General features: G+C 69.5%; 17 protein-coding genes and 1 pseudogene. 3 read left to right on the top strand and 15 right to left on the bottom strand.

Annotated elements, in window-relative coordinates; all coding sequences use genetic code 11:
- Window positions 1-42: 42 nt before the first annotated feature.
- From CCN33_RS04260 to CCN33_RS04280, 6 genes are all read right to left on the bottom strand, one after another.
- Window positions 43-1071: a TniB family NTP-binding protein gene (locus CCN33_RS04260; protein WP_086691244.1), complete on the bottom strand. Its 1029-nt coding sequence runs from the start codon at window positions 1069-1071 to the stop codon at window positions 43-45.
- Window positions 1065-2321 carry a hypothetical protein gene (locus CCN33_RS32760; protein WP_244173632.1) on the bottom strand — a complete coding sequence of 419 codons (1257 nt, stop codon included), beginning with the start codon at window positions 2319-2321 and terminating at the stop codon, window positions 1065-1067. The genes CCN33_RS04260 and CCN33_RS32760 overlap by 7 nt, the downstream gene beginning before the upstream one ends.
- Window positions 2288-3316, bottom strand: a complete 1029-nt coding sequence (locus tag CCN33_RS32765; protein WP_244173634.1) for a hypothetical protein — start codon at window positions 3314-3316, stop codon at window positions 2288-2290. The genes CCN33_RS32760 and CCN33_RS32765 overlap by 34 nt, the downstream gene beginning before the upstream one ends.
- The gene (locus CCN33_RS04270; protein WP_244173635.1) at window positions 3313-4158 is read right to left on the bottom strand and encodes a TnsA-like heteromeric transposase endonuclease subunit; all 846 of its coding nucleotides are present in this window, start codon (window positions 4156-4158) and stop codon (window positions 3313-3315) included. The genes CCN33_RS32765 and CCN33_RS04270 overlap by 4 nt, the downstream gene beginning before the upstream one ends.
- Window positions 4159-4326: 168 nt before the next feature.
- Window positions 4327-5763 carry a TniQ family protein gene (locus tag CCN33_RS04275; protein ID WP_341866561.1) on the bottom strand — a complete coding sequence of 479 codons (1437 nt, stop codon included), beginning with the start codon at window positions 5761-5763 and terminating at the stop codon, window positions 4327-4329.
- 131 nt (window positions 5764-5894) lie between these two features.
- Window positions 5895-6179, bottom strand: a complete 285-nt coding sequence (locus tag CCN33_RS04280; protein ID WP_086691249.1) for a hypothetical protein — start codon at window positions 6177-6179, stop codon at window positions 5895-5897.
- A gap of 50 nt (window positions 6180-6229) precedes the next feature.
- Between CCN33_RS04280 and CCN33_RS04285 the strand changes: the two genes are divergently transcribed.
- Window positions 6230-7255: a nucleotide kinase domain-containing protein gene (locus tag CCN33_RS04285; RefSeq protein WP_208621653.1), complete on the top strand. Its 1026-nt coding sequence runs from the start codon at window positions 6230-6232 to the stop codon at window positions 7253-7255.
- Between the two features lie 8 nt (window positions 7256-7263).
- Here the strand turns inward: CCN33_RS04285 and CCN33_RS04290 are convergent, their stop codons facing one another.
- Genes CCN33_RS04290 through CCN33_RS04305 form a run of 4 tightly spaced genes read right to left on the bottom strand, consistent with a single transcriptional unit; the run spans window position 7264 to window position 9669 of the window.
- The gene (locus tag CCN33_RS04290) at window positions 7264-8052 is read right to left on the bottom strand and encodes a thymidylate synthase family protein (RefSeq protein ID WP_244173640.1); all 789 of its coding nucleotides are present in this window, start codon (window positions 8050-8052) and stop codon (window positions 7264-7266) included.
- Between the two features lie 53 nt (window positions 8053-8105).
- On the bottom strand, window positions 8106-8984 hold the full coding sequence (locus CCN33_RS04295) for an ImmA/IrrE family metallo-endopeptidase (RefSeq protein ID WP_086691254.1): 879 nt from the start codon (window positions 8982-8984) through the stop codon (window positions 8106-8108).
- On the bottom strand, window positions 8981-9388 hold the full coding sequence (locus CCN33_RS04300; RefSeq protein ID WP_086691257.1) for a helix-turn-helix domain-containing protein: 408 nt from the start codon (window positions 9386-9388) through the stop codon (window positions 8981-8983). Before CCN33_RS04300 ends, CCN33_RS04295 begins: the two co-directional genes overlap by 4 nt.
- Window positions 9385-9669 carry an acyl carrier protein gene (locus tag CCN33_RS04305; RefSeq protein ID WP_244173642.1) on the bottom strand — a complete coding sequence of 95 codons (285 nt, stop codon included), beginning with the start codon at window positions 9667-9669 and terminating at the stop codon, window positions 9385-9387. Before CCN33_RS04305 ends, CCN33_RS04300 begins: the two co-directional genes overlap by 4 nt.
- 98 nt (window positions 9670-9767) lie before the next feature.
- Here CCN33_RS04305 and CCN33_RS04310 point away from each other — a divergent pair, with 98 nt between their 5' ends.
- Window positions 9768-10646, top strand: a complete 879-nt coding sequence (locus CCN33_RS04310; protein WP_086691259.1) for a nucleoside triphosphate pyrophosphohydrolase family protein — start codon at window positions 9768-9770, stop codon at window positions 10644-10646.
- Between the two features lie 65 nt (window positions 10647-10711).
- Here the strand turns inward: CCN33_RS04310 and CCN33_RS04315 are convergent.
- The 3 genes and pseudogenes from CCN33_RS04315 to CCN33_RS04325 form a co-directional block, all read right to left on the bottom strand.
- A pseudogene (locus tag CCN33_RS04315) lies at window positions 10712-10792 on the bottom strand (LexA family protein); the annotation flags it as partial.
- Between the two features lie 85 nt (window positions 10793-10877).
- Window positions 10878-13511: a DEAD/DEAH box helicase gene (locus tag CCN33_RS04320; RefSeq protein WP_086691261.1), complete on the bottom strand. Its 2634-nt coding sequence runs from the start codon at window positions 13509-13511 to the stop codon at window positions 10878-10880.
- Window positions 13508-14290, bottom strand: a complete 783-nt coding sequence (locus CCN33_RS04325; protein ID WP_244173644.1) for a hypothetical protein — start codon at window positions 14288-14290, stop codon at window positions 13508-13510. Before CCN33_RS04325 ends, CCN33_RS04320 begins: the two co-directional genes overlap by 4 nt.
- 246 nt (window positions 14291-14536) lie before the next feature.
- Here CCN33_RS04325 and CCN33_RS04330 point away from each other — a divergent pair, with 246 nt between their 5' ends.
- Window positions 14537-15016: a hypothetical protein gene (locus CCN33_RS04330; RefSeq protein WP_086691266.1), complete on the top strand. Its 480-nt coding sequence runs from the start codon at window positions 14537-14539 to the stop codon at window positions 15014-15016.
- Between the two features lie 708 nt (window positions 15017-15724).
- On the opposite strand, the gene CCN33_RS04335 is transcribed toward CCN33_RS04330, so the two are convergent.
- Window positions 15725-18877, bottom strand: coding sequence for a hypothetical protein (locus tag CCN33_RS04335; protein WP_140394463.1), 3153 nt, complete (start codon window positions 18875-18877; stop codon window positions 15725-15727).
- Window positions 18874-20025, bottom strand: a 1152-nt coding sequence (locus CCN33_RS31825; protein WP_167387769.1) for a hypothetical protein, incomplete at its 5' end; no start/stop codon positions are given. The genes CCN33_RS31825 and CCN33_RS04335, both read right to left, overlap by 4 nt.

Genomic DNA, 20025 nt, shown 5'->3' on the forward strand with positions numbered 1-20025 from the left:
AAACAGGGGATCGGGACGGATGGTTGAGGCAGACGCCGCCGGTCAGTGCTGGCGTTGCGCGGGCAGCCGACGGCGGTGCGGTGCTCGGGCCCGTTGTTCGGCGGCCGTGTCGAGTTCGATCTGTTCGAGGAGCTTCTTGGTGATCTTCTCGGTGCCGTCCAGCAGGGATACCAGGGCGGCTTCGCGGATGAGGTGGGAGAGGCTGCCCATCCGGCCGCCGGTGCGGGCGTGGAGGTAGGCGGCGTGCGCGAGCAGGGTGCCGGGCCGGTGGCGGTGCAGTCGCAGGGCACTGTCCATGCCGCGCACCAGGTCATGCCAGATCTGCTGGTCCGCGCCGCTGCCGTAGCGCAGCGGCTGGTTGCGGACGATTTTGAAGCGGCCGGCGAGCTGGGAGCCGCGTACCCCCGTCAGCAGAGGGGAGGATTCGACGTCGATGCCGGAGTAGACGAAAGTGGCCGGGATCCGCTCGCCGAGGTATTTCAGCTGGTCGGAGGTCTCGGCGCCGGCCCGGCTGCGGGTGTCCATCAGGTGCACGTCGTCGACCAGGACCAGCTGGGTGCCCATCTCGCACAGCAGCTCGCACACGGCGTTGGTGATCTGGATCTGGTTCATCCGTTCCAGGGCGGGGAGGCCGAGGAAGCGGGCGAACTCGCTGATGAGCATCTTCGGCGTGGAGGATGGCGGCACGGTGATGAACAGGACCGGCAGCCGCCCGTCCTGGTTGGGGTGGCGGCGCCGGTCGGCGAGTTCGACGGTGCGCCCGAGCTGCTGCATGGCGGTGGTCTTCCCGGTGGTGGCCGGCCCGGAGATGATCAGGCCGCGTCTGGCTCCGCCCTGCTGGCCGCGGTTGAGCAGCAGCAGGCGGCGTACCGCGGTGGAGATGGTGTCCATGGCGGGGGTCTTCAGCACCACGAACCGTGCGTGGTAGTCCTCCCGCTGCTCCAGCGTCCATTCCTGGTCGCCGGCGTCCCGTGCCGGTGCGTGGGGCGTGTCGACGAACTGCTGCCATCCGTCCCACGTGGTCAGCGGACTGAACGTGCTCGTCGTGGCGGGCTGCGCCGTCGTCACCATGCTTGGGCCTCCTGGTACGGGTCGTAGATGCGCAGGCCGCCCGCCCCGACGGTGTTCAGCGTCTGCTCAGCGGCCTGGTCCTGGGTCGTTTCGGCCGTCGGCCCGGATGCTTCGGCCTCATCCGCGTGGGCTGCCGCGGCGTCCTGGCCGTCGGCAAGGGCGGCGAGAAGGTAGTCCTCGTCGTCCTGGTTGTCCTCGATGTCGTCCAGGCTGTCGTTGGTGTCCCAGCCATCGCCGTCTTCAAGCGGGACGGTGAAGGAACCGGGCAGCCCGAACGAGGCCCCTGGTGCGAGAGGCGCAGGCCACTGCTGCGGGGTGGTGGCGGGGGAGGGGTCGGTCATCTGCGCGGCCGCCTGGGCCCGGGCGGCTACCGTCCGCTCTCGCCTGCTGCCCAGTCCCTGGCTGGCACGGCGCAGCAGCGCATCGAGCGCCTGGGCGATCGCGGCCTCGTGCTCTTCACGGCCATCCCGGCGTTCCACGGTGCGGCGGACGTGGTCGAAGGTGAACGCGGTGAACGGGCGCCGGACCGCACCCGCGTGGACCCACGGCACCTCGAGCCATCCCTCGGGCAGGCGCACCCACACCCGGTTCGGATCGTAGGGGTTGTGGTGGACCTCCCACCGTCCGTTCTTGTCCGCCCGCGGTGAGCGGCGGCGCCGGTAGGGGTTCAGGCCGGGGTGGTCGTAGGTGCGGTAGCCGAAGCGGACGCCGTAGTCGTTGACGGCCTGCCACCGAAGAGGCAGCAGCTCGACGTAATCGTCGGCGGACAAGGGCACCGGTACATGCCCGGTCAACGCCACCAAAGCCGCCCACATCTCGTTCGGGGATACGGCGACCCGCGGCATCATCGGGTGCCGCAGCGCTTCGTGCCGGCGCTCCTGCCACCCGCAGATGACCCACTCGTCCAGTAGTTCCTGAAGCTGCGTCAGGCTCCAGCAGGCATCCTGCTCCGCGGCCGCGCCCCGCTGGGAGACATCGGAGCCGGTGTGGCCCGGCAGGTACTGGCTGAACCCGTCGGCAATCGCGCGGAACGTCCGCTCCACGTTCCCCTTCGCCGGGCCGTTCGCCGGCGGCACCGGCTGCACCGACACCCCCAGGCTCTCGCACGCCGAGACGAACGACGCCGACACATACACCCGGCCCTGGTCCACGACCACCGTCTCCGGCATAATCACCGGCCGGGCGGCAGCCTGCTCCAGCCGCGCGTCCAACGCGATCAGCCGCTCGTAGGGGATGACCGACCGCTGCATGGACAGCCCGCATCCCAGCCCGGCCGCATCGCCACCGGCACCACCATCTGCGCCAGCAGCATCGCCGCGTCCACCGACGTCGTGCCCACCGGACGCACCACCGCCGCGCAGATGCTGCGCGTCGCCACGTCCAGCGCGACGCACAGTTCAAGACGGCCGGTCACACCGTCGTCCAGCACCGCCAGGACATCCAGCGGCGTGCTGTCCAGCATCACCAGCTCGCCCGGCCGCAGTGCCACCGTGGGCGTGAAGGGAGGTGCCGGCCGCGACGCATGCCACCGCCGCTGAGTGGCTGTCCCCAAAAGGCCCTGTCCGTCGGCCACCGCGTGCACCAGCCGGTTGAACGTCGACGCCGGCGGCAGAGCCACCGCCCCAGAGCCGTACTCCTCCTCCAGCAGCCACCCCACCCGGCGGCGAAGCCGCACCAGCGTGCCCGTCGAGCGCTCCCGCTGCCCCTCCAGCACCTTCCTGACTGCCGCGACCACCCGCTCATCGGCCCGCCCCACCGCCGACCGCTCCCGCACCGCCCGGCCGTCCACCAGCCCCCACAAGCCCTCGCTGCGGTAGCGCGCCCGCATCCGGCGCACCGTCGCCGCACTCGCCGCCCAGCCCCCCGCCGTCAACTCCTCGGCCTTCGCCCGCTCCCGCTGCGCCAGGCTCCGCGTGGCCGGATCGAACTGCTCACGCGGGGCGCCCTGCCCGACCGCGTCAGGAAAGCCGGTCTCCACCTCCCGCACATGCCGCTGCCACGCCAGAGCCCGCTCCCGCACCTCGGCCGGCAGCGCCTCCAGCAGGCCGAACGGCGGCACCCTCCCCGGCGCCGGCCCGCCTTCCACCTCGAAGGACGGATCGGCGAACAGGTAGGGCAGCAGCACCACCGCCGAGGCGCCCTCGTCGCTCACCAGCGTGGCCCGGACGCCTTCCAGCACGGCGAACGTCCATACCCGTCCGTCGTAGCGAAGACGCGCCCCGACCTCGACAACCGCCTGCGTCACGCCGCTTCGGCCTCCTGCCGTGCGACCGAGACGACGGCACGCTCGTGCAGCGGTTCGTCCAGCCGCACCCGCAGCACACCGCTCCACAGCGCGTGAAAGACCGCAGGCCACACGGCGATCGGGTCACCCAGCTCACACACCGCCTCCACCGCCGGCCGCGGACTGGCGAACACCTCCAGCAGAGCTGGCGTCCGCGGCCCTGCGGCGTACCGGGGATGCCGGTAACCCGCCAGCCACCGCACGTTGGCCACCAGCACCGGATCCGGCGGCCCCGCAAGCCGGTAGGACCAGCCCGCTGCCCTGGCGGCAGCCGCCACAACCCGTGCCCGCGCCGCCAGCCGGGCAGAGGGCCCGCTGCGTTCCGCGCAGTCGAGCAACAGGCCGCTGCCGTCCTGAAGCCTGGCCATCAGCTGCGGCGCATGACCGACGACCCTGCTTTCCTCACGCCATACCAGTTCCACCGGCCGGCAGGCCAGCGCCACCACCGCCGGATCCCTGTCCCGCAGCATCAGCTCGGTCCGCATGACACCGGACCCGTACGCCACCAGCCGTCCGGTCGTCGACGACCACCACCAGCCCGGAGCAACGCGCCGCCCGGGCCGGACAGGGAAAGGTCGTACCGCAGGACTCTCCTCGAAAGGGATGTCCTGCGCAGCCTCGAGCCACGGGACCTGACGCGAACACCCCAGAGGGTCTCGAAAGCGCACATCGATCAGGCTGGCCTTTACAGCCGCGGCTTCTTCGCGTCGAACAGCACCGCCCGTACTGTGCGGCTCGCGGCTGCGGCACCCGGCCCCGGGGACCGCGGACGATGCGGCCTCCTGGCTGCTGTCGATGATCACGTACTCCACACAACGCCATGCCTGACCTGCCGCGCAGGAGAACCGGCCGGTAACCGCAACATCGGTGCAACCGCCGGATGTTGGCGCGGCACCCCAGGGTGCCGCGCCCAGGGCACCGGTGTCAGTGCAGAGCCCCGCACTTTCACGTTCCCCTTGCAGGCCGTTGTGTCAGTCCTCGCCCTCACCCAGAGCGAGCACCCCGGCCAGCTCCTCGGCGGGCAGGCGGCACCACTGGGCCACCTCCTCCAGCGCCACCCCGGAGGCGACTGCTGCGGCGGCGGTATGCAGGAGGGCCTGGTCGATCAGGTCGGCACTGTGGCTGAGGTGCTCCAGCAGGGTGCGGCCCACCTCGGCGGTGGTGCCGCTGTGCACGCCGCGCAGCTCCACCAGCTGTCCGCGTGCTTCGTCGACCAACTGCGTGATGCGGAACCGTTGTTCGGCAGGGACGGTGGCCCGCCACCGGGTTCCCGAGCCGCCCGATTGGGCTTCTGCCGCCATGACGCGCAGCTGGCCGGCCATTGTGGCGGGCTGCTGTTCCCGCTTCAGGTGCCACGGATCCTCCGGCCAGCCCGGCGGTCCCGTCTGGTGGCGGCGGGCGCGCACGATCGCGCCCTTCCAGCCGTTCAGCGGGCTGCCGTGGTCGGCCGCAAGTTCGGGCCCTAGCCAGGTGCGGCCCACCCGCTCGCCCAGCCGGTGACAGAACGGGTCGTCGGCGCTCCGCGCCCGAGGCTTCATCCCGCCGCTCGCCTGCCAGGCCACCTCGGCCATCGCCGGCTCCAGCAACGCGTCTGCGACGGCCACCACCTCCGGGAAGATCGCCGCGTCCCGGCCCACGATCCGCCACCACGCAAGCCGTGATCCTGCGTTGCCGCCCGCCAGCTGGTGCAGACGGCGCGGCCAGATCTCCTCCTGCTCCCAGGACAGGGCCTGCTCCCACCAGTGGGCCACCACCGCATGTGCCAGCGTGAACGCCTGCTCCGGCTCCACCCCGGCCCGCACCGCACGCCGTGCCACGCCCGGCCACCGCCGCTGCGCGGCCACCACCTCAGCCGCGCCGCGCACATCGAGGTGTTCCAGCTGCTGGTCGGCGTCCGCGTCCAGCAGCCAGCGTCCGTGCCGCAGGCAGACCCGATGCCACGGTGGCACGTAGTGCACCGCCCGCACCGCCTGCCCGGTGCGCCGCGCGGTGCACAATCGGCAGCCGAACGCGGCCGGACCTGCTACCGTGCTGGCCGCCCGCCACCGTGCCTGTGCCACCCCGGCCTCCGGGCCGGTGCTGATCTTGGGGTCGTCCATGGTGAAGGCAGGCAAAGCGCGCGCCAGTACCTTGGGCCCCACCCTGCACAGCTCGGAGAGCACCTGCCGCCCGGCCCCGTTGAGGACGACCTCCGCGTCCGCCCTCGCACCGCCGCCGTCGTGCCGGGCGGGGGAGTTGCGGCACGTCCACAGCCGCAGCACACCGGCGGTCGGGAGACCGTAGCGGGCCGCCACACGGCTGATCAACGATGCAGTCAGCTCCCCGGCCAGCGGCACGGTCCGCAACACCCCCGCTGCCACGCCAGACCCCCGATGCCGTTTTCTGCTCCTGCTCAGTGCCAGCCCCACACGCGCCTCACAGCCAGCCCGTGGCCCCTGCCTGGGTGGCTCGCGTCCGGCGGGCTGGCCGGGTTCCGGGGGCCGACTGCACAAGGCTAGAGGTCACCGCCCCACTTCAGCTGCGGAAAGCCCCCGTTGAGTCACTGTGTGCGCGTGGGGCCGGGGGTGCGGATGGTGGGCAGGTCGGGGCGTTCGTTGTCCGCGGCCAGGGCATCGGTGGGCAGCCGCCGGTAGGCGTGGAGGAGATCGGCTACGGCCTCGGGGCTCGCTTCTGCGGTGGCGACGAGTGCGGCCAGGATCTGGGAGCGGGACGTCTGTTCGCCGGCGGCGACTGCGGCCCGCACGAGTATGTCGAGGCGCTGGTCGACGTCGTTGGGCCAGGTGACGAGCGTGTTGCGGCGGGGCTGCTGCCACAGCAGGTCCACGGGTCCCCCTTGTTCGTGCAACTACCCTGTATCGAATATATATTGAGTGCATGGTGACGCTGCTGCAAGGACGCCGGAGGCCGGAGGGCTCGGGGGCTGCTGCTGCGGCCGGGATCCGCATTGCGGGGCGGATACTGCACCCGACTCCTGTTTTCGAAACGTACTGGCGTTTTGCTGCGGCACGTCAGGCGGTGTACGAGGCGCGGCTGTCCGGTGGGCGGGGGCCGTGGACGAGTGATCCGATCCTGTCTCGGTACCGGTTCACCAACTGCTACCGGGCCGCGGATCGGGTCAGCCAGGTCCTGATCGGTGACGTCATCTACGACGGCGAGTCGGAGTGGGAGGAGGTCTTCTTCCGCACCCTGCTGTTCAAGGTCTTCAACAAGGAGTCCACGTGGCGGCTGCTGACCGGTGAGCTGGGCGAGGTGCGGTGGGACGGGTACGACCACCGGGTCTTTGACCGGGTGCTGTCGCGGGCATTCGCGGCGGGGGAGCGGCTGTACTCGGCCGCCTACATCGTGCCGCCGCCGCAGCTGGGAGAACAGCGCAAGCACCGCAATCATCTGCGGCTGTTGGAGATGATGATGACGGCCGGCGCCCCGGAGAAGATCCTGGCAGCGTCAACGCTGCGGGATGCCTACGAAGTCCTGCTGGGGTATCCGGCCATCGGTCCGTTCCTGGCGTACCAGTTCGTGATCGACCTCAACTACGCGGCTCAGATGCCGTTTTCGGAGATGGACTTCGTAGTGCCCGGGCCCGGCGCGAGGGACGGGATCCGCAAGTGCTTCGGTGTGGCGGCCGACGGCATCGAGGCCGATGTCATCCGGTACATGGCTGACACCCAGGACGAGCACTTCGCCCGCCTGGGCCTGGACTTTGCAGGGTTGCGGGGGCGCCCGCTGCAGTTGATCGACTGCCAGAACCTGTTCTGCGAGGTCGACAAATACGCGCGCGTCGCCCACCCGGAGATCGCAGGGATCAGCGGCCGCAGCCGCATCAAGCAGACCTACCGCTCCTCGACGGCACCGGTACCGGCCTGGTTCCCGCCCAAGTGGGGGATCAACGTGCCTTGCTGAGGCGGGGGTTATGCGGCCAGGGGCGGGGTGTCACTCAGCAGCGGGCGTATGGCGGTGATCGGCCCGTCCAGGTGGGCGTGCCCGGCTACGACGGTCAGGGTCCCGACGGCCAGGTCGGCCTGATCGGCGATGTAGGCGAGCAGCCTGCCCAGGCCCAGGTAATTGCCGTAAGCCCGTTCGAACATGTAGTGGCTGCGGTACAGCGCCGCGGCGTGCACTCGGCCGTCACGGTCCAGCTGGAAGGAGACGTGGCTCAGGCAAGGGAAGCCGCGGTAGAGGTTGTCTCGGTCGGCGGCGTGCACGAGCAGCTCGGCCGGCACGTCGCCGTCGTCGGGGTGGGCGATGTCCGCTTCATAGGCGGCGGTCATCGGCCCTTTGCCCGAGGCCTGCTTGCGCAGCCGGCTGATGATGTTGCCGACCTGGTCGATGTCGGTCTTCTTCACGCCGGGGTAGGCGACCAGGCGGCCAAAGTAGGTGCCGTGCGCATTGCCCGGGAACTTCTTCAGCCGCGGGTACATGGCGCGGTAGCGGGACACGAGATCGGCGTGATCGGCGGCCCGGGCCGCGAGGCCGGCCGGGAAAAGGGTGCCGGCGACGGTATCGATCGGCTCGTGTCGTTTGGCGATGCGCAGCCGGTCCAGTTCCGTGCGGAAGCCGGTGTCGTCAGTGGTGGGGTCGGTGATGCGTACGACGGTGTGTAGGCCGGTGCGCGACGGGTTGTCCTTGCGGTCCAGGGCATTGCAGGCGGCGATCCAGGCGCGGGTGACGTCACGGCCGGTGACCTCGAAGCTGATCATGAATCCTCCTGGCACGGTCGGCAGGGCAAAAAGGAGTCCGGTGCGGCAGGTGGTCAGTCCGGCCAGACGTCGTGCACACCGGCGCGGGGCGCGTCCCGCACCACCGTCAGCCGGACCGGCTCGTCCCAGTCGGCCGCCGACACCTCCAGCACGAACGGATCGCCCAGCTCGCCGGTCACCACGGCCACCTGCTCTACATCCGTGCAGCGGGCTAGGCCCTTGGGCAGCCAGATGAACGCAGCTCCGGGGCTGCGGACGATCAGCACGTCACCGACGTCGACATGTATCTGCTGTCGATGGGATGACCTGGTGACGACATGGACCTGGGCTCCCGCAGACAGGGCCGCCCCGCGCGCCAGGGAGCTGCGGAGCGCGGCCAGGGAGATCTTCGTCCACTGACGAGCACGGTCGGCATCCAGCAGACGAAGGTTCTGCAGATGCCGCACGGTGCCCGCATAGGAGGTGCCCAGCTCCCTTGCCAGCCGGTACACATGCTCCGGGCTGGTCGGGTGCCTCTGGCAGATCCGGTCGAGACCCGCCAGGACCGCCGGGCGTGGCATGAGGAACCATGCGGCGAACGCCTCTGCGGCCTTCTCTTCGTCCGGCCAGCTGCCGTTGCCCCAGCGCAGTGCCGGGCTGAGGTCGTCGTCGGCCGCGCTGCGGTGCCGCAGCTGGTGATGTCCGAGCTCGTGGGCCGCGGTGTGCCGCTGGGTGACGATGTTCAAATTGGCGTTGAGCAGCACGGCCGGCCCGTTGTCGGCGGGGGAGAGGTAGACGCCGAACAGGCGCGGCATCGGCTGCGCCATGCCAACGACTTCGGCTCTCTTCAATGCCTGATGGACGGGTACATAACGGGTGCGGTCGATGCTCAGATCACGGTGGGCCTGGGCAGCCGCAATCCCGGCGATGCGGTGCGCCACCGCCCAGTTCACCGCTGGCTGTCCTGTTCCGCGGAGTCTTCCTGCTCCTTCTCGGCCGCCCGCCGCAGCGAGAGGTACTCGGCGAACTCCATCACCGTCTTCTGGTCGCCGTCGGTCAACTGGGCCAGTGCGCGTGGCAGTCCAGCCAGGGCGTACTCGCCGGCGTCCGCATCCTCTTCCTCGGCAAGGAAGTAGGCGACCGGCTGCCGGTACAGGCGGGCGAACTTCTTCAGCTCCAGGCTGTCCACACGCCGCTCACCGCGCTCGATGTCACTGATCGCCGAACGGGGGATGCCGGTGTTGTCGGAGACGAACTGCTGCGACATGTTGAGATAGTCGCGGGTCTTCTTCAGCCGTTCGCCGAGCCGGGTGAGTTCAGGATCGCGGGCTCGGGCGGCGGAGGGCGGAGGGGTCACGATTGCTGCCTTTCGATGATGGCTTCCCGTACCGCGCGGGCGAACGCCTGCACAGACCGGGTGGCCTCGGCCGACTGGCGGTCGGCAGGAATGGCGATGGAGTAGCGCTCCTCAATGCGCGTGAGGATCTCCACGATCAGGAGCGAGTCGACCGGCAACTCCGCTCCGCCGTCCTCGAGCTCGGCCCTCACCTCGGGTGCGGGCTTCTCTTGCAGTTCGGCCAGGAACTCGATAACGACCGAGACGATGTCGTCGATGCCCGGTGTGACGGTGCTCAGCATTCCTCCCGATCGTCTGCATTTCCAACGTCGGTGTCCTACGATACGACAACGTCGAGGAATCCGACAGGCATGTCCCAAGATCAGACAAGGAGTGAGGCGTGGACTTCCAGCGCTACCAGCAGGCCGCCATCAAAACCCTCCAACCTCCCCCCGAGGACATGGACCCCGTCCTCATTCCCCTACTTGGCCTCGCCGGAGAAGTCGGCTCCCTCACCACCGCCTACAAGAAACACCTGCGCGACGGGCCCGCCCATGAGCAGGGCAAGCATCAGCTACGCGAAGAACTCGGCGACGTACTGTGGTACATAGCCGCCCTCGCCCACCGCTTCGACCTCGACCTCGACGACATCGCCACCGCCAGCCTGGAAAAGACCAAAGACCGCTGGCGCACCACCCCCGACACCGAACACACCCGCTTCGACGACGACTTCCCCGACCACGAACGCCTCCCGCGCCAGACCACCCTCACCTTCACCCCCACCACCCGAGACGACGGCAGTACCGTCATCGTCCTCACCCGCGAAGACGGCACCCCCGCTGGCGATCCCCTCACCAGCGCCTCGCACATCGAAGACGACTACCGCTTCCACGACGCCTTCCACCTCGCCCACGCCGCCGTCCTCGGCTGGTCCCCCGTCACCCGCTTCCTCCTCGGCCGCAAACGAAAAAGCAGCCCCCACACCGACGAAGCCGAAGACGGCGGCCGCGCCATTGCCATCGAAGAAGGCATCTCCGCCCTCGTCTTCTCCTACGCCGCCCGCCACCGCTACTTCGCCGACATCAAGCACATCGACAACGAACTACTCACCACCATCGGCCACCTGACCGCCCACCTCGAAGTCAGCATCTGCCGCGCCGCTGACTGGGAGCACGCCATCCTCACCGGCTACACCGCATGGCGCCAGCTGCGCGAGCAGAACGGCGGCATCATCCACCTGGACCTCGACCAGCGCCTTCTCACCGTCGATCCGCTATAACCCAGGCCCGGCTCAGCCCGCCCGCACCACTGGCCCCGGCGGCGTTTGTGCGGGAGGAGCTAGGCATGGCCGTCCTCACGCTTGAAGCGCTTGACGGTGGCCTCGCCGTCGAGCGTGGCGGCCACGATGTCGCCGTTCTCGGCGACGGCAGGCGGCGGACGGTGCCTCAGTCGCCGTGTCTAGGCACTCCGCAGGACACGCCACGCTTCAGCAACCCGACCGACCCTGCTGCTAAGCCCACTCAACTCCGAGTGCGGCGAGTGCGGCCCGCTGGCCGGGGTCGAGCTTGTCCCGCCTCGACTTGGTGTTGGAGATCCATACGCCCAGCTTGTGCTGGTGTTCCTGGCCGTCGATGACGACGGTTTCGACGTGCCCTCTTGGTACTGCCTTGTGGGCGCCCTCGCGCTGGATCCACTGTGCGAGGGCCGCGAGGCCGCGCTGGAAGGCCGATGCCTTCCCGGAGGCCTTCGTGCCCTCTGCGGAGGCTGGTGCGGATCGCTCGGCGGGTTTCACTCCCAGTGCTGAGAGTCTGCGCTGCTGCTCTTCGGTGAGCTGGAACCACTCGCGGGTCTGTCGCTGCAGCCATTGTCCGAGGTCGTCGCCTTCGAAGAGCACGCCGGGGGCGATGGCCGGGAGGATGCCGTGGGGTTCGTCGGCGGCGAGACCGCGGAGCACGGCGTAGTGGCGTTGCCAGTCCAGCGGCCAGGGGCAGTCCCAGTCAGGGTCGATCTGGGCGAGCTGTGCGGCGCGGGCTGTGGCGCGCTGCAGGTTCTTACCGAGGCCGGTCTTGCGGCGGAGGTTGGCCATGTGTTCCCCGACCGGGACGAGTTCGCTGTCGGTGTCGCCCCATAGGGCGTCGCGTCTGGGGGCGAGATGGCCGTGGGCGCGGTGGAAGGAGCGCAGGACGGCGAGTTTGGTCTCCCAGGCTTCGTCGCCGGGTTCCCACACCATCCCGGCCTCGTCGAGCAGCATCTTGCGGTGGGGATCGAGTTCGCCCGCACGGTACACGCGCCGCTGCTGGTGGACCCACCGCCCCAGAGGGAACGCCTCCGTGACGCCGGCCTCGGTCTCGGTGTCGTACGGGACGGCGTGCAGGCCGGTGATCTCGTTCGCCCGGCGCCAGCGCAGCAGGGCCTGGTAGCCCTCGAGCCAGACCAGGGATTCGGGCCGGTACACCCGGGTGCGCAGGAACGCCGCGATTGTTGCCGCGTCTCTCGGGGTGGAGAAGTGCAGCAGCGCTGACTCCACCGCGCCCTCGGTCTCGCCCTGCCCGCCTTCTCCTTCGGCCGTGGTGCCGATGATCCGCCCGTCCTCGTCCCGCTTCACGTGTACGTGCCGCTGCCCGCTGGTCAGGGCCCGGCTGGCGAGCTGCTCGACGAGGCGTTCGGAGTGCGAGCGCAGGCCCTGGAGGACGGCTACGAGGGGTGCGAACGAGGCGGAGGCGACCATGTCGGTCGGGTCCTCGCCGGATTTGAGGAAGACGGGGACGATGATCCTGGCGGTCTTGGCCGTACCGTCGGGGTTCGGGCGCAGGGCGCGGCCGATGTTCTGCACGATCTCGACCTGGGAGCCGCGGGTGTCGGCGAAGCACACCGCCTCCACGCCCCGTTCGCCGACGATGTCGACGCCTTCGCCGAGCACCCGGACGGAGGCGAGGAACGCGCGGTGCACCCGTTTGCCGTCGGCGTCGACGCCGTCTGCGAACTGCCGCAGGGCTTCCCGCCGTTCGGCGACGAGGTGGTCACCGCACAGCCATGCCGACCACACCCGTTCCGAGGGCACGTGGCGGCCGGCTTCCAGCTGGTAGAACTCCGCGTCGATCGACGACTTCGGCAGGGCGTCCGCGTCGGCCAGGGCCTCGTCGGAGACCTCGGCCGCGTACAGTGCGGCGGCTGTCTGCGGCATCTTCTCCGCGAACGCCATCGCCTCCTCCACCCGCTGGTGGAAGGTCATGACCGTGCGCAGGTTCAGCGCGGCGGCGTGCTCCAGGAGCGCCGTCTGCAGCAGGGCGAGGCGCCGGCCCCGCTGCGCCTCCTCCGACTCCCCGAGGACGGGGGAGGGGTCGTGGATCTCCAGCACGTCGATCTCGAACCCGGCGAGGATGCCGCGCTCGATCGCCTCGGACAGTCCGAGCTCGTAGATCCACTCGCCATACAGGCCGTCCGGGTCGGACGCCATGGTCGCGATCTCGAGCTCCTGGCCGTCCCTGCCCTTCTGCGGCCGGGGGGAGGCGAGGATGCGGGGGGTGGCGGTGAGGTAGAGCCGGAAGTCCGCCGGGATGCGGGTGTTGTCGTGGATCGCCGCCCACGGCCGACCAAGATCACCAGTGGTGGAGTGGGCTTCGTCGACGACGGCGAGGTCGAACGGGGCCATCGTCTGTCCGTACAGCCGCTCCCCGCCCGCCAGAGCAGCCTCCAGCGGCCCGCGTACCTTCGCCCGGCCCGTGACGTCCTCGGGATCCTCGCGGTCCACGAGCGAGGCGTACGTCGCGAACACCACCGCCGGCCCGTGCCCCGCCCACAGCGCCAACTGAATCGCGTTTGTGGTGGTCCGCACGCCCAGCCGCTCCAGGACCTCGTCCTTCTCCAGCGAGCACACCGCGACCATCGGCCCCGTGTGACCGACCCTCCGCCACGCCTGGGCGGTCTGCACGAGCAGATCGAGGGTGGGGACCATGACGAGGATCCGCCCGCCACGGAAGCACTCCAGCGCAGCCCACGCGGCCGTGATCGTCTTTCCGGAGCCGGTCGCGCAGATCACCGTGCCACGCAGCCCTTGGGCGGGCGCAGACGCGCGTACGGGGAAGCCCGCCCACGCGCGGATCTGCGAGACGGCCTCCGCCTGGTGTTCCCGAAGACTGATCACGACGCATCTCCCGCCTGGCCGGCAGGCTCGGGGCTGTCCTGCTGCTCCGGGCTCTGGGGCGGCGGCTGCTGTAGCGGGGGAGTCTGCTGCTTGCGGCGCCGACGCAGTTCGCGCTGCGCTTGGGCACGGGCGCACTCGCGGGTGCAGTACTTGATGCCGCTGGTGCGGTTCTGCCCGTACTCGGCGCGCCCGCGCTGGCGTACGAAGCTGCGGCGGCAGGTCTCATTCGCGCACTCGCGGATGGTGGCGTCCTCGGCGAGGTGGTTGTAGAGCTGGAGGAACGCCACGGCGAGGATGGTGGGGTAGCGGTCGTCCAGGCCGCCGATGCCGATGCTGAACCGCTTCAGCGCGGCGTTCAGCTCACTCTCCAATTGCATGATCCTTAATTCCAGGGTGAGCTCGCGCAGGTGGTCCAGGTCCCGAGGCCATACCTCCTCCTGGTGTGTGTTCTCGGCACGCCACTGGGCCAGTTGTTCCTCGGAGACCTCGGGCTCGACGAGCGCGTCGAGCCCGCCCTCGCGGCGCAGGGCCAGCCAGGTGGTGATGGCGGCCTGTGCCTCCGTCATGTAGAGCGTGGCCAGTTCGCCGTGCAGGGCGAACGGCGCGCGGGGGTGTTCGCGCTCGGTGAGTTCCTTGAGCCGCTCGTACTCGTCTTCGTCCCAACTGCCGGTGTTGATGCTGCCGCCGAGATGTCCGTAAGTGCGCATCAAGGCGGCTACGGCGTCGAGGTCCTCGGGGTCGACCTCCATGAACTCGCGCAGGTAGAAGTCCTCCGGCACGGGGACCGTGTGCGAACGGGAACGGGCCTGCGGGGTCCAAACGATCCATTCACCGTCGGCCCGCGCCTCGTGAAGAGGCATCAACTCCGGTGTCGGCACGGGCGTTCCAGGCCACAGAGTGGGACGAAACCGTGGGTCAACGTATGCCGCCATGAGGAGCATCATAGCGTCCAGGAGGGTAGGACGAACTATGAATCCTTCGTATCACGCACAGGGATCGCGGAACTTAACCGAAGGGGAACCAGGGTGACGCAGTGGCAGGACCGCCAGGCCATAGGCGACATGCACGAACGTCGGGTGGCAGCCGCGCTGCGCGCCCGCGGCTGGACCGTCCAGCCCTGCGGACAAGGCACCTACCCGCCCGCCATACGGGAAGCCCTGCGCCGGACCCGCTCCGCCCTGCGGCACTTCCCCGACCTCATCGCCGCCCGCGGCGCCGACCTCGTCACCATCGACGCCAAAGACCGCATGCCCAGCACCGACACCGACCGCTACGCCGTCAGCGCCGACACCGTGACCGCCGGCCTCTTCTTCACCGCGGCCCACGCCCCGACCCCCCTGTACTACGTCTTTGGCGACCTCAAGGTCCTCACTCCGGCCGAAGTCGTCCACTACACCGCCCACGCCCTGCGCCACCGCAGCGGCGCGTTCCACCTCGTACGCACAGAGCAGGCGCACCGCTTCGACGACGTCTTCGGATCGGCCGGCGCAGCGGCAGCGGCATGACGCAAGTGGTCCTGTCCGACCTGCGGGCACGCCGTCTACCCCCCGAGGCCGGCATCTGACAAATCCACGCAGGATCACTGCATGAGTGATGCGTTGAGCTGCTGATCTAGTGATCGTCGCAGGATCCCGAACCGTCGTGGCGGATTGATCTGAGCTGGGGTTTCCGTGCAGGTTCAGCAGGTTCAAGAGCCCAAGAGCCCTCTGAAGTGCGAGTTCAGTGATCGTTCCGGAATCCGGTGATCGTCGAAGGATTCTCTATTGCCGGGTGGATCAGGCGGAGCGAGTCTGCGCTGGTCAGGGTGGTCTGCAAGCTTGGGGGAGGGGGGCGGGTCATAGCGCGTGGCTGCGGGCGCGGTCGGTGGTGACAAGCTGGTTGGCTGGCCTGGTGCAAGAAGGTCGATCTCTGCGTATCCGTGATCAGGAGAAGGACCCGGCACCGTCGAACCGTTTCCGGTGGGTGCTAGTGCGAGCTCCTAAGGTGTGGACATAACGTCAGCGAGCCCCACGCGCCCGGTCGGTGGACTCATGGTCGGTTTAGTCCGGTTGCAGTGCACTACGGTCACGGGCATGCCGCGGAGCCCTGCGACTTCGAGGACACTGATGACGGGTGACGAGGAGTGCAAGGACGAAGACGACGACGAGAGCCGTGCTCCGGCTGTGGGTGCCGAGGGTCGGGCCAACGGCCGTCGGCGGATGCGCACACGTCGTTCAGGATCGGCTGACCACGAGATCATTCAAGGTGAGCTTGACGCGCCGCCGGTTGGCGTCGAAGCCGTACATCACAGTGGGCCGGTTCAGGGGGTCGGATTTCGAGTAGTAGCGGAACTGCAGTACCTGGCCACACATCGGCCCCACGTCCGCCATCAGGCCGTCCTGGCAGGTGGCCAACACGGTGATGCCGTGTTCCAGCGCAGCGTCACGCAGTGCGGCGATCACCTCACGACGGTGCTCCGCGCCGAGTGAGTCACCGAGTTCGTCGAGGATGAGGACGCGCCCCCGCGCGTCGGGTGCAGCCAGCAGGGCGGCCAGGACGAGATGGATGGAGAACAGCTTCTCCTGGGCGGTGTTGGTGGGCGCATCGTAGGCCAGCAAGGAGCCGCCAGGGTTGCGCTGCCACCGGGGCACGACATGACAGATCCACTGGCCCTCGGCGCTCTCCGGCGCGCTTACGCTGTAGAGCAGATCGGCTGCGTACCCCTCTTTTTTGTGCAGAAGGTTGAGCTGGTTGCTGATGCGGTCCAGCGCACTGTGCACGCGTTCCTTGATGGACTCCTGGGTTTCTTCGAGGGCCTGGCGTGACTCCTCGACGAGGTCGTGGAGGTAGCTCTGTTCGTTCTCCCGCTCCCGTCTTTTCACCTCCACCTGCTCCCGAGCTCCTGCGTCCCGCTCCTGGTACTCATCCAGCCACGTCTTCAGCGCGGTCAGCGAGCCACGGAAGATGGTGTCGTGCGGATCGTGGGTGTGCGCCTCGTGATGGTGCAGGGCGTCGGCGATCTCCACGGTGGCCACACCGGTGGTTGCCGTGTCTGCGGCGAGCCTCGTCAGCGCCGCTGTCAGCCGGGACCGGCTCTCGCTGCGAAGGTCCGCACAGGTGCGGACCTCGGGCGGGCGCTCGGTGTCCCGTGGTACGACGTCGTAGGAGTTGATGCCGTCGGCCGGCTCCGCGCCGGGCTCGTCCTCGGGCAGGCAGCTCCAGTTGAGCTCCTCCAGAGCCTCTTCCTCAGAGCCCGTCCAGATCATCCGTGCCCGGTCGGTGCTTGACCCCCTGCGGAGCTCCTCCAGCTTCTCCTTCCTCCGCGTCGCCTGCGCCCTGTCGTCCTTCAGCTTCCGCAGTTCGCCCTCGAGCTTGTCTGCGCGCTCCTTCGCGGTGACGAACGCCGTCTGGGCCTCATGCGCTGTCTCGCTTGCCTCTTTGGCCAACGTACGCAGCCCGGGCAGCGCGGCAACGCACTGGGCGTGTGTGTCCTCAAGGTCGCGGATCTTGGGAACGAGCCGCTGTGCGAGCTCTTGGGCCTCGGCCCGTTTGATGTCCCGGCGCAGTTCGGCGATCCGGCGACGGTGCAGGTCGGCTGCGGTCTCCAGCGCAGTGCACTGGGCCCGGGCCAGGTCCCGCCGCCCTTCAAGGTGGGCGCAGATGTCTTCTTGGCCAGCGATCGGCTTCTCGAAGCCTCCGATGACGCGGACCCCCAGCCCGGACAGCCAGGCATGCGGAGGAACCGTCACCTCGGTGGCATCGGCCAGTGCATGCAGGAACGGCACCGCCAGGGGATCGGCGTCCAGGATGCCCTCGGGCAAGCCATCCGGGGCGCCGGAACCTGCCGCTTCCGGTTCGCTCGACGGTCCGCAGATGAGGATGGTCCCGGGCAGAGTACTCACCGCACGGCTGGCATCCTCCAGGGCATCGGAGGCGACACAGACCGCCTCCCTCCACGGCGCCAGGCGGGCCTCCCACTGGGACCGCGCTTCAGGACGGAGGCGAGTGGTGGCCATCAGCCCCACCCTCCGGTGGGACGTTACCCCCTCCATGGCCCGCAACGCCGCCCCCGCCTGGCCGGTGCGCCCCTCCTGGGCCTCGGCCAGCTCTCCCTCCAGCGCCCTGACACGTCCCCGAGCCAGTAGGAGTTCCGCCTTCACCTCGAGCTGACGCGCCTCCTGGTCGCTGACGTGCTGGGCGAGCTCGGTGGGGGAGGGGCCGGCGTAGTCCTCGGCCTGCTGCCGCGCCTGGCGGTGATCCTGCTGCGCCCGCTTCAAGTCGCCTCGAAGCAGTCCCACCTTCTCGTTGGCCTCCTCCACCTCCCGCTGATGCTCGTCGCTGCGCAACTGTGCGGAACGGGCCGATTGCCGGAGCTGGCCGATGTCGCGGGCTTTGGTGAGCTGGCCCTGCACGGCATCATGCCGCGCAGCCAGAGCTGCCAGATCATCCTCGACACGGGCGAGGCTGCTGCCGATCCGGCGCTCGTAGACGACGGCATCAAGGGCGGCGCGTGCCGATGCCAGTCGCCAGAAGCGGTGAGCCCGGCCGGCCTCCAGCCGGGCCCGCTGCCGGGTTTCGACAGAGTGAAGGATGATTTCCTCTTCGTGCCAGGACTTCTCGGCATCGGCCAGTTTGTCGGCCAGGTTCTTCTGCGTCCTAGCCAGATCCTTGCGGGCCTGTACGTCCGTGGCGAGCATGCCGGCCTTGCCGGTGAGATCGAGCAGCGCCTCCCCGATCTGCACGGGCGTGAAGGTGCCCGCATCCAGCTTCAGCAAAGAGGGCCGCGACCGCATGCCGCCGCGGCTGATGATGTAGGCCAGCAGACGCGGGGCGCGGCCGTAGAGGACCTCCGCGTAGTCCGTGGCCCCCAGGGGTTTACCACCGAGCGCGCGGAAGAACCCCGGAGCCAGCTCGTGCTGGCTGCGATCATCTCCGCTGAGCAGAAGGTGCACCCCTTCCTTGTGCCGGACCTCGATGTGCGGTGACTTGGCCGACACCTGCAGCCACACGGTGTGCGCGCTGCCCCACGGATCCTCGGGTTCGGCGAAGACGCCCACCACATAGCCGATCGAGGCGGCCTCGTTCACCTCTGGCGAGGCGCCGGCGGTGACGGGCTCGAACAGCAGCCTGGGTGCGTGCACGGAGCCACCGCCCGTCATGCGCCATTCCGGGTCTCCCAGCAAGAGGGCCAGGGCAGACAGGAAGCTGGTCTTTCCCGACTCATTGGAGTCCTTCGGCCCCCGCCCGGTCACCGCGACGAATGTGCCGGGGACGATCGCCACCGGGTGGGAGGTCAGACGGGCAATGGAGAATGTCTGGACAGCGACCAGCTGACGGGTGCCGATCACTCCCCGCTTGCCACGTGCACTAGGGATCTGCTGACTCACATGCGGTCCGTCTCTGTCGGGATCTCAGATAACTCGCTGCGAGGCGCGGGGACTTCGAGGCCACGCCGCCGGCGGATGGCGGCGGCCAGCTGCCCGCCGGGCCGACCGACCAGGATCAGGTCCTCCCAGAGCAGGTTGCTGCGGGCCTCGCTCATGCGCTCCAGCGCGGGGCCGGGCAGGTAACGGCCCGTGGTGGTCTCCGCGACCATGCCCGCCGCCCGCAGCCTGCGCAGTGCCGTCCTCATCGCGGCCTTGGAGATCCGCCGGTTGGAGGCGAGCTCCGCCAGGGTGACGGTGTGGGCTTCCCCCGTCCAACGGCTGTGCCGGTGCCGCCCCCGAGCTCTCGGAATCGCCACCGTGTGCAACAGGACCAGGGCCAACACGGCCCGGTCCACCGGGTTGAGGGTCCCGACCTCCTCAGCCACCAGGGCATTGGCGAGCGGGTCGCAAAACCCGGTGACCCAGTTGCCCTCCGCTGTCTGCAGCAGTTGCCGCCCGCACGGCAGCAATGCCTGCTCCACCGCGGCCCGTATCGCCGGATCAGCCAGCATCGGCAGCTCACCCCGGGGCACCGGCCGACGAGCCGTCTCCAGTGTGGCGATCACTGACCGCACCACATACCCATCGGACATCTCAAGCGCTGTTTCGGCATCGGCCCGGACCTCATGCGGCGGCACCGCCGAATCCGGCTCCCCGCTCGCCTGCTCATCCGCCATGGGAGCCGGCAGCAGATGGTGTCCGCGGCGCAGGCCCTCCACCACCACAGCAGGAAACGCCGCAACGGCCGCCCCCAGCCGCAGTTCGTCCCCGTCCACGGAGATCAGGCCGACCTCTGGCAAGGTCCGCTCGAGTGCCCGCTCCACCGCTTCGCGGTCCGCGCCCAGTTGAGAACACAACGCCACAATGGCGAAACGTCTAAACGGCCCGCCCGGAAACGGCGCGCGTTCAGGCCGCGGCCACGCCGCGCGCAGGCACGCCGCCCACACAAGGGTCGGCACCGGCGACAAACCAATCCGGAGCGTCGGCGCCAGGCCGGCAGCCGGTGCCGTCTCACCGTCCCACCCCAAGACCAGCACATCGGCCAGCCGGCCTACCCCGTGCACGCGGATCACCCGGCGTCCGATCCGGGCGGCCGCGGCCGCAGCGGC

Source organism: Streptomyces recifensis, assembly GCF_002154615.1.
GTDB lineage: Bacteria > Actinomycetota > Actinomycetes > Streptomycetales > Streptomycetaceae > Streptomyces > Streptomyces griseoluteus.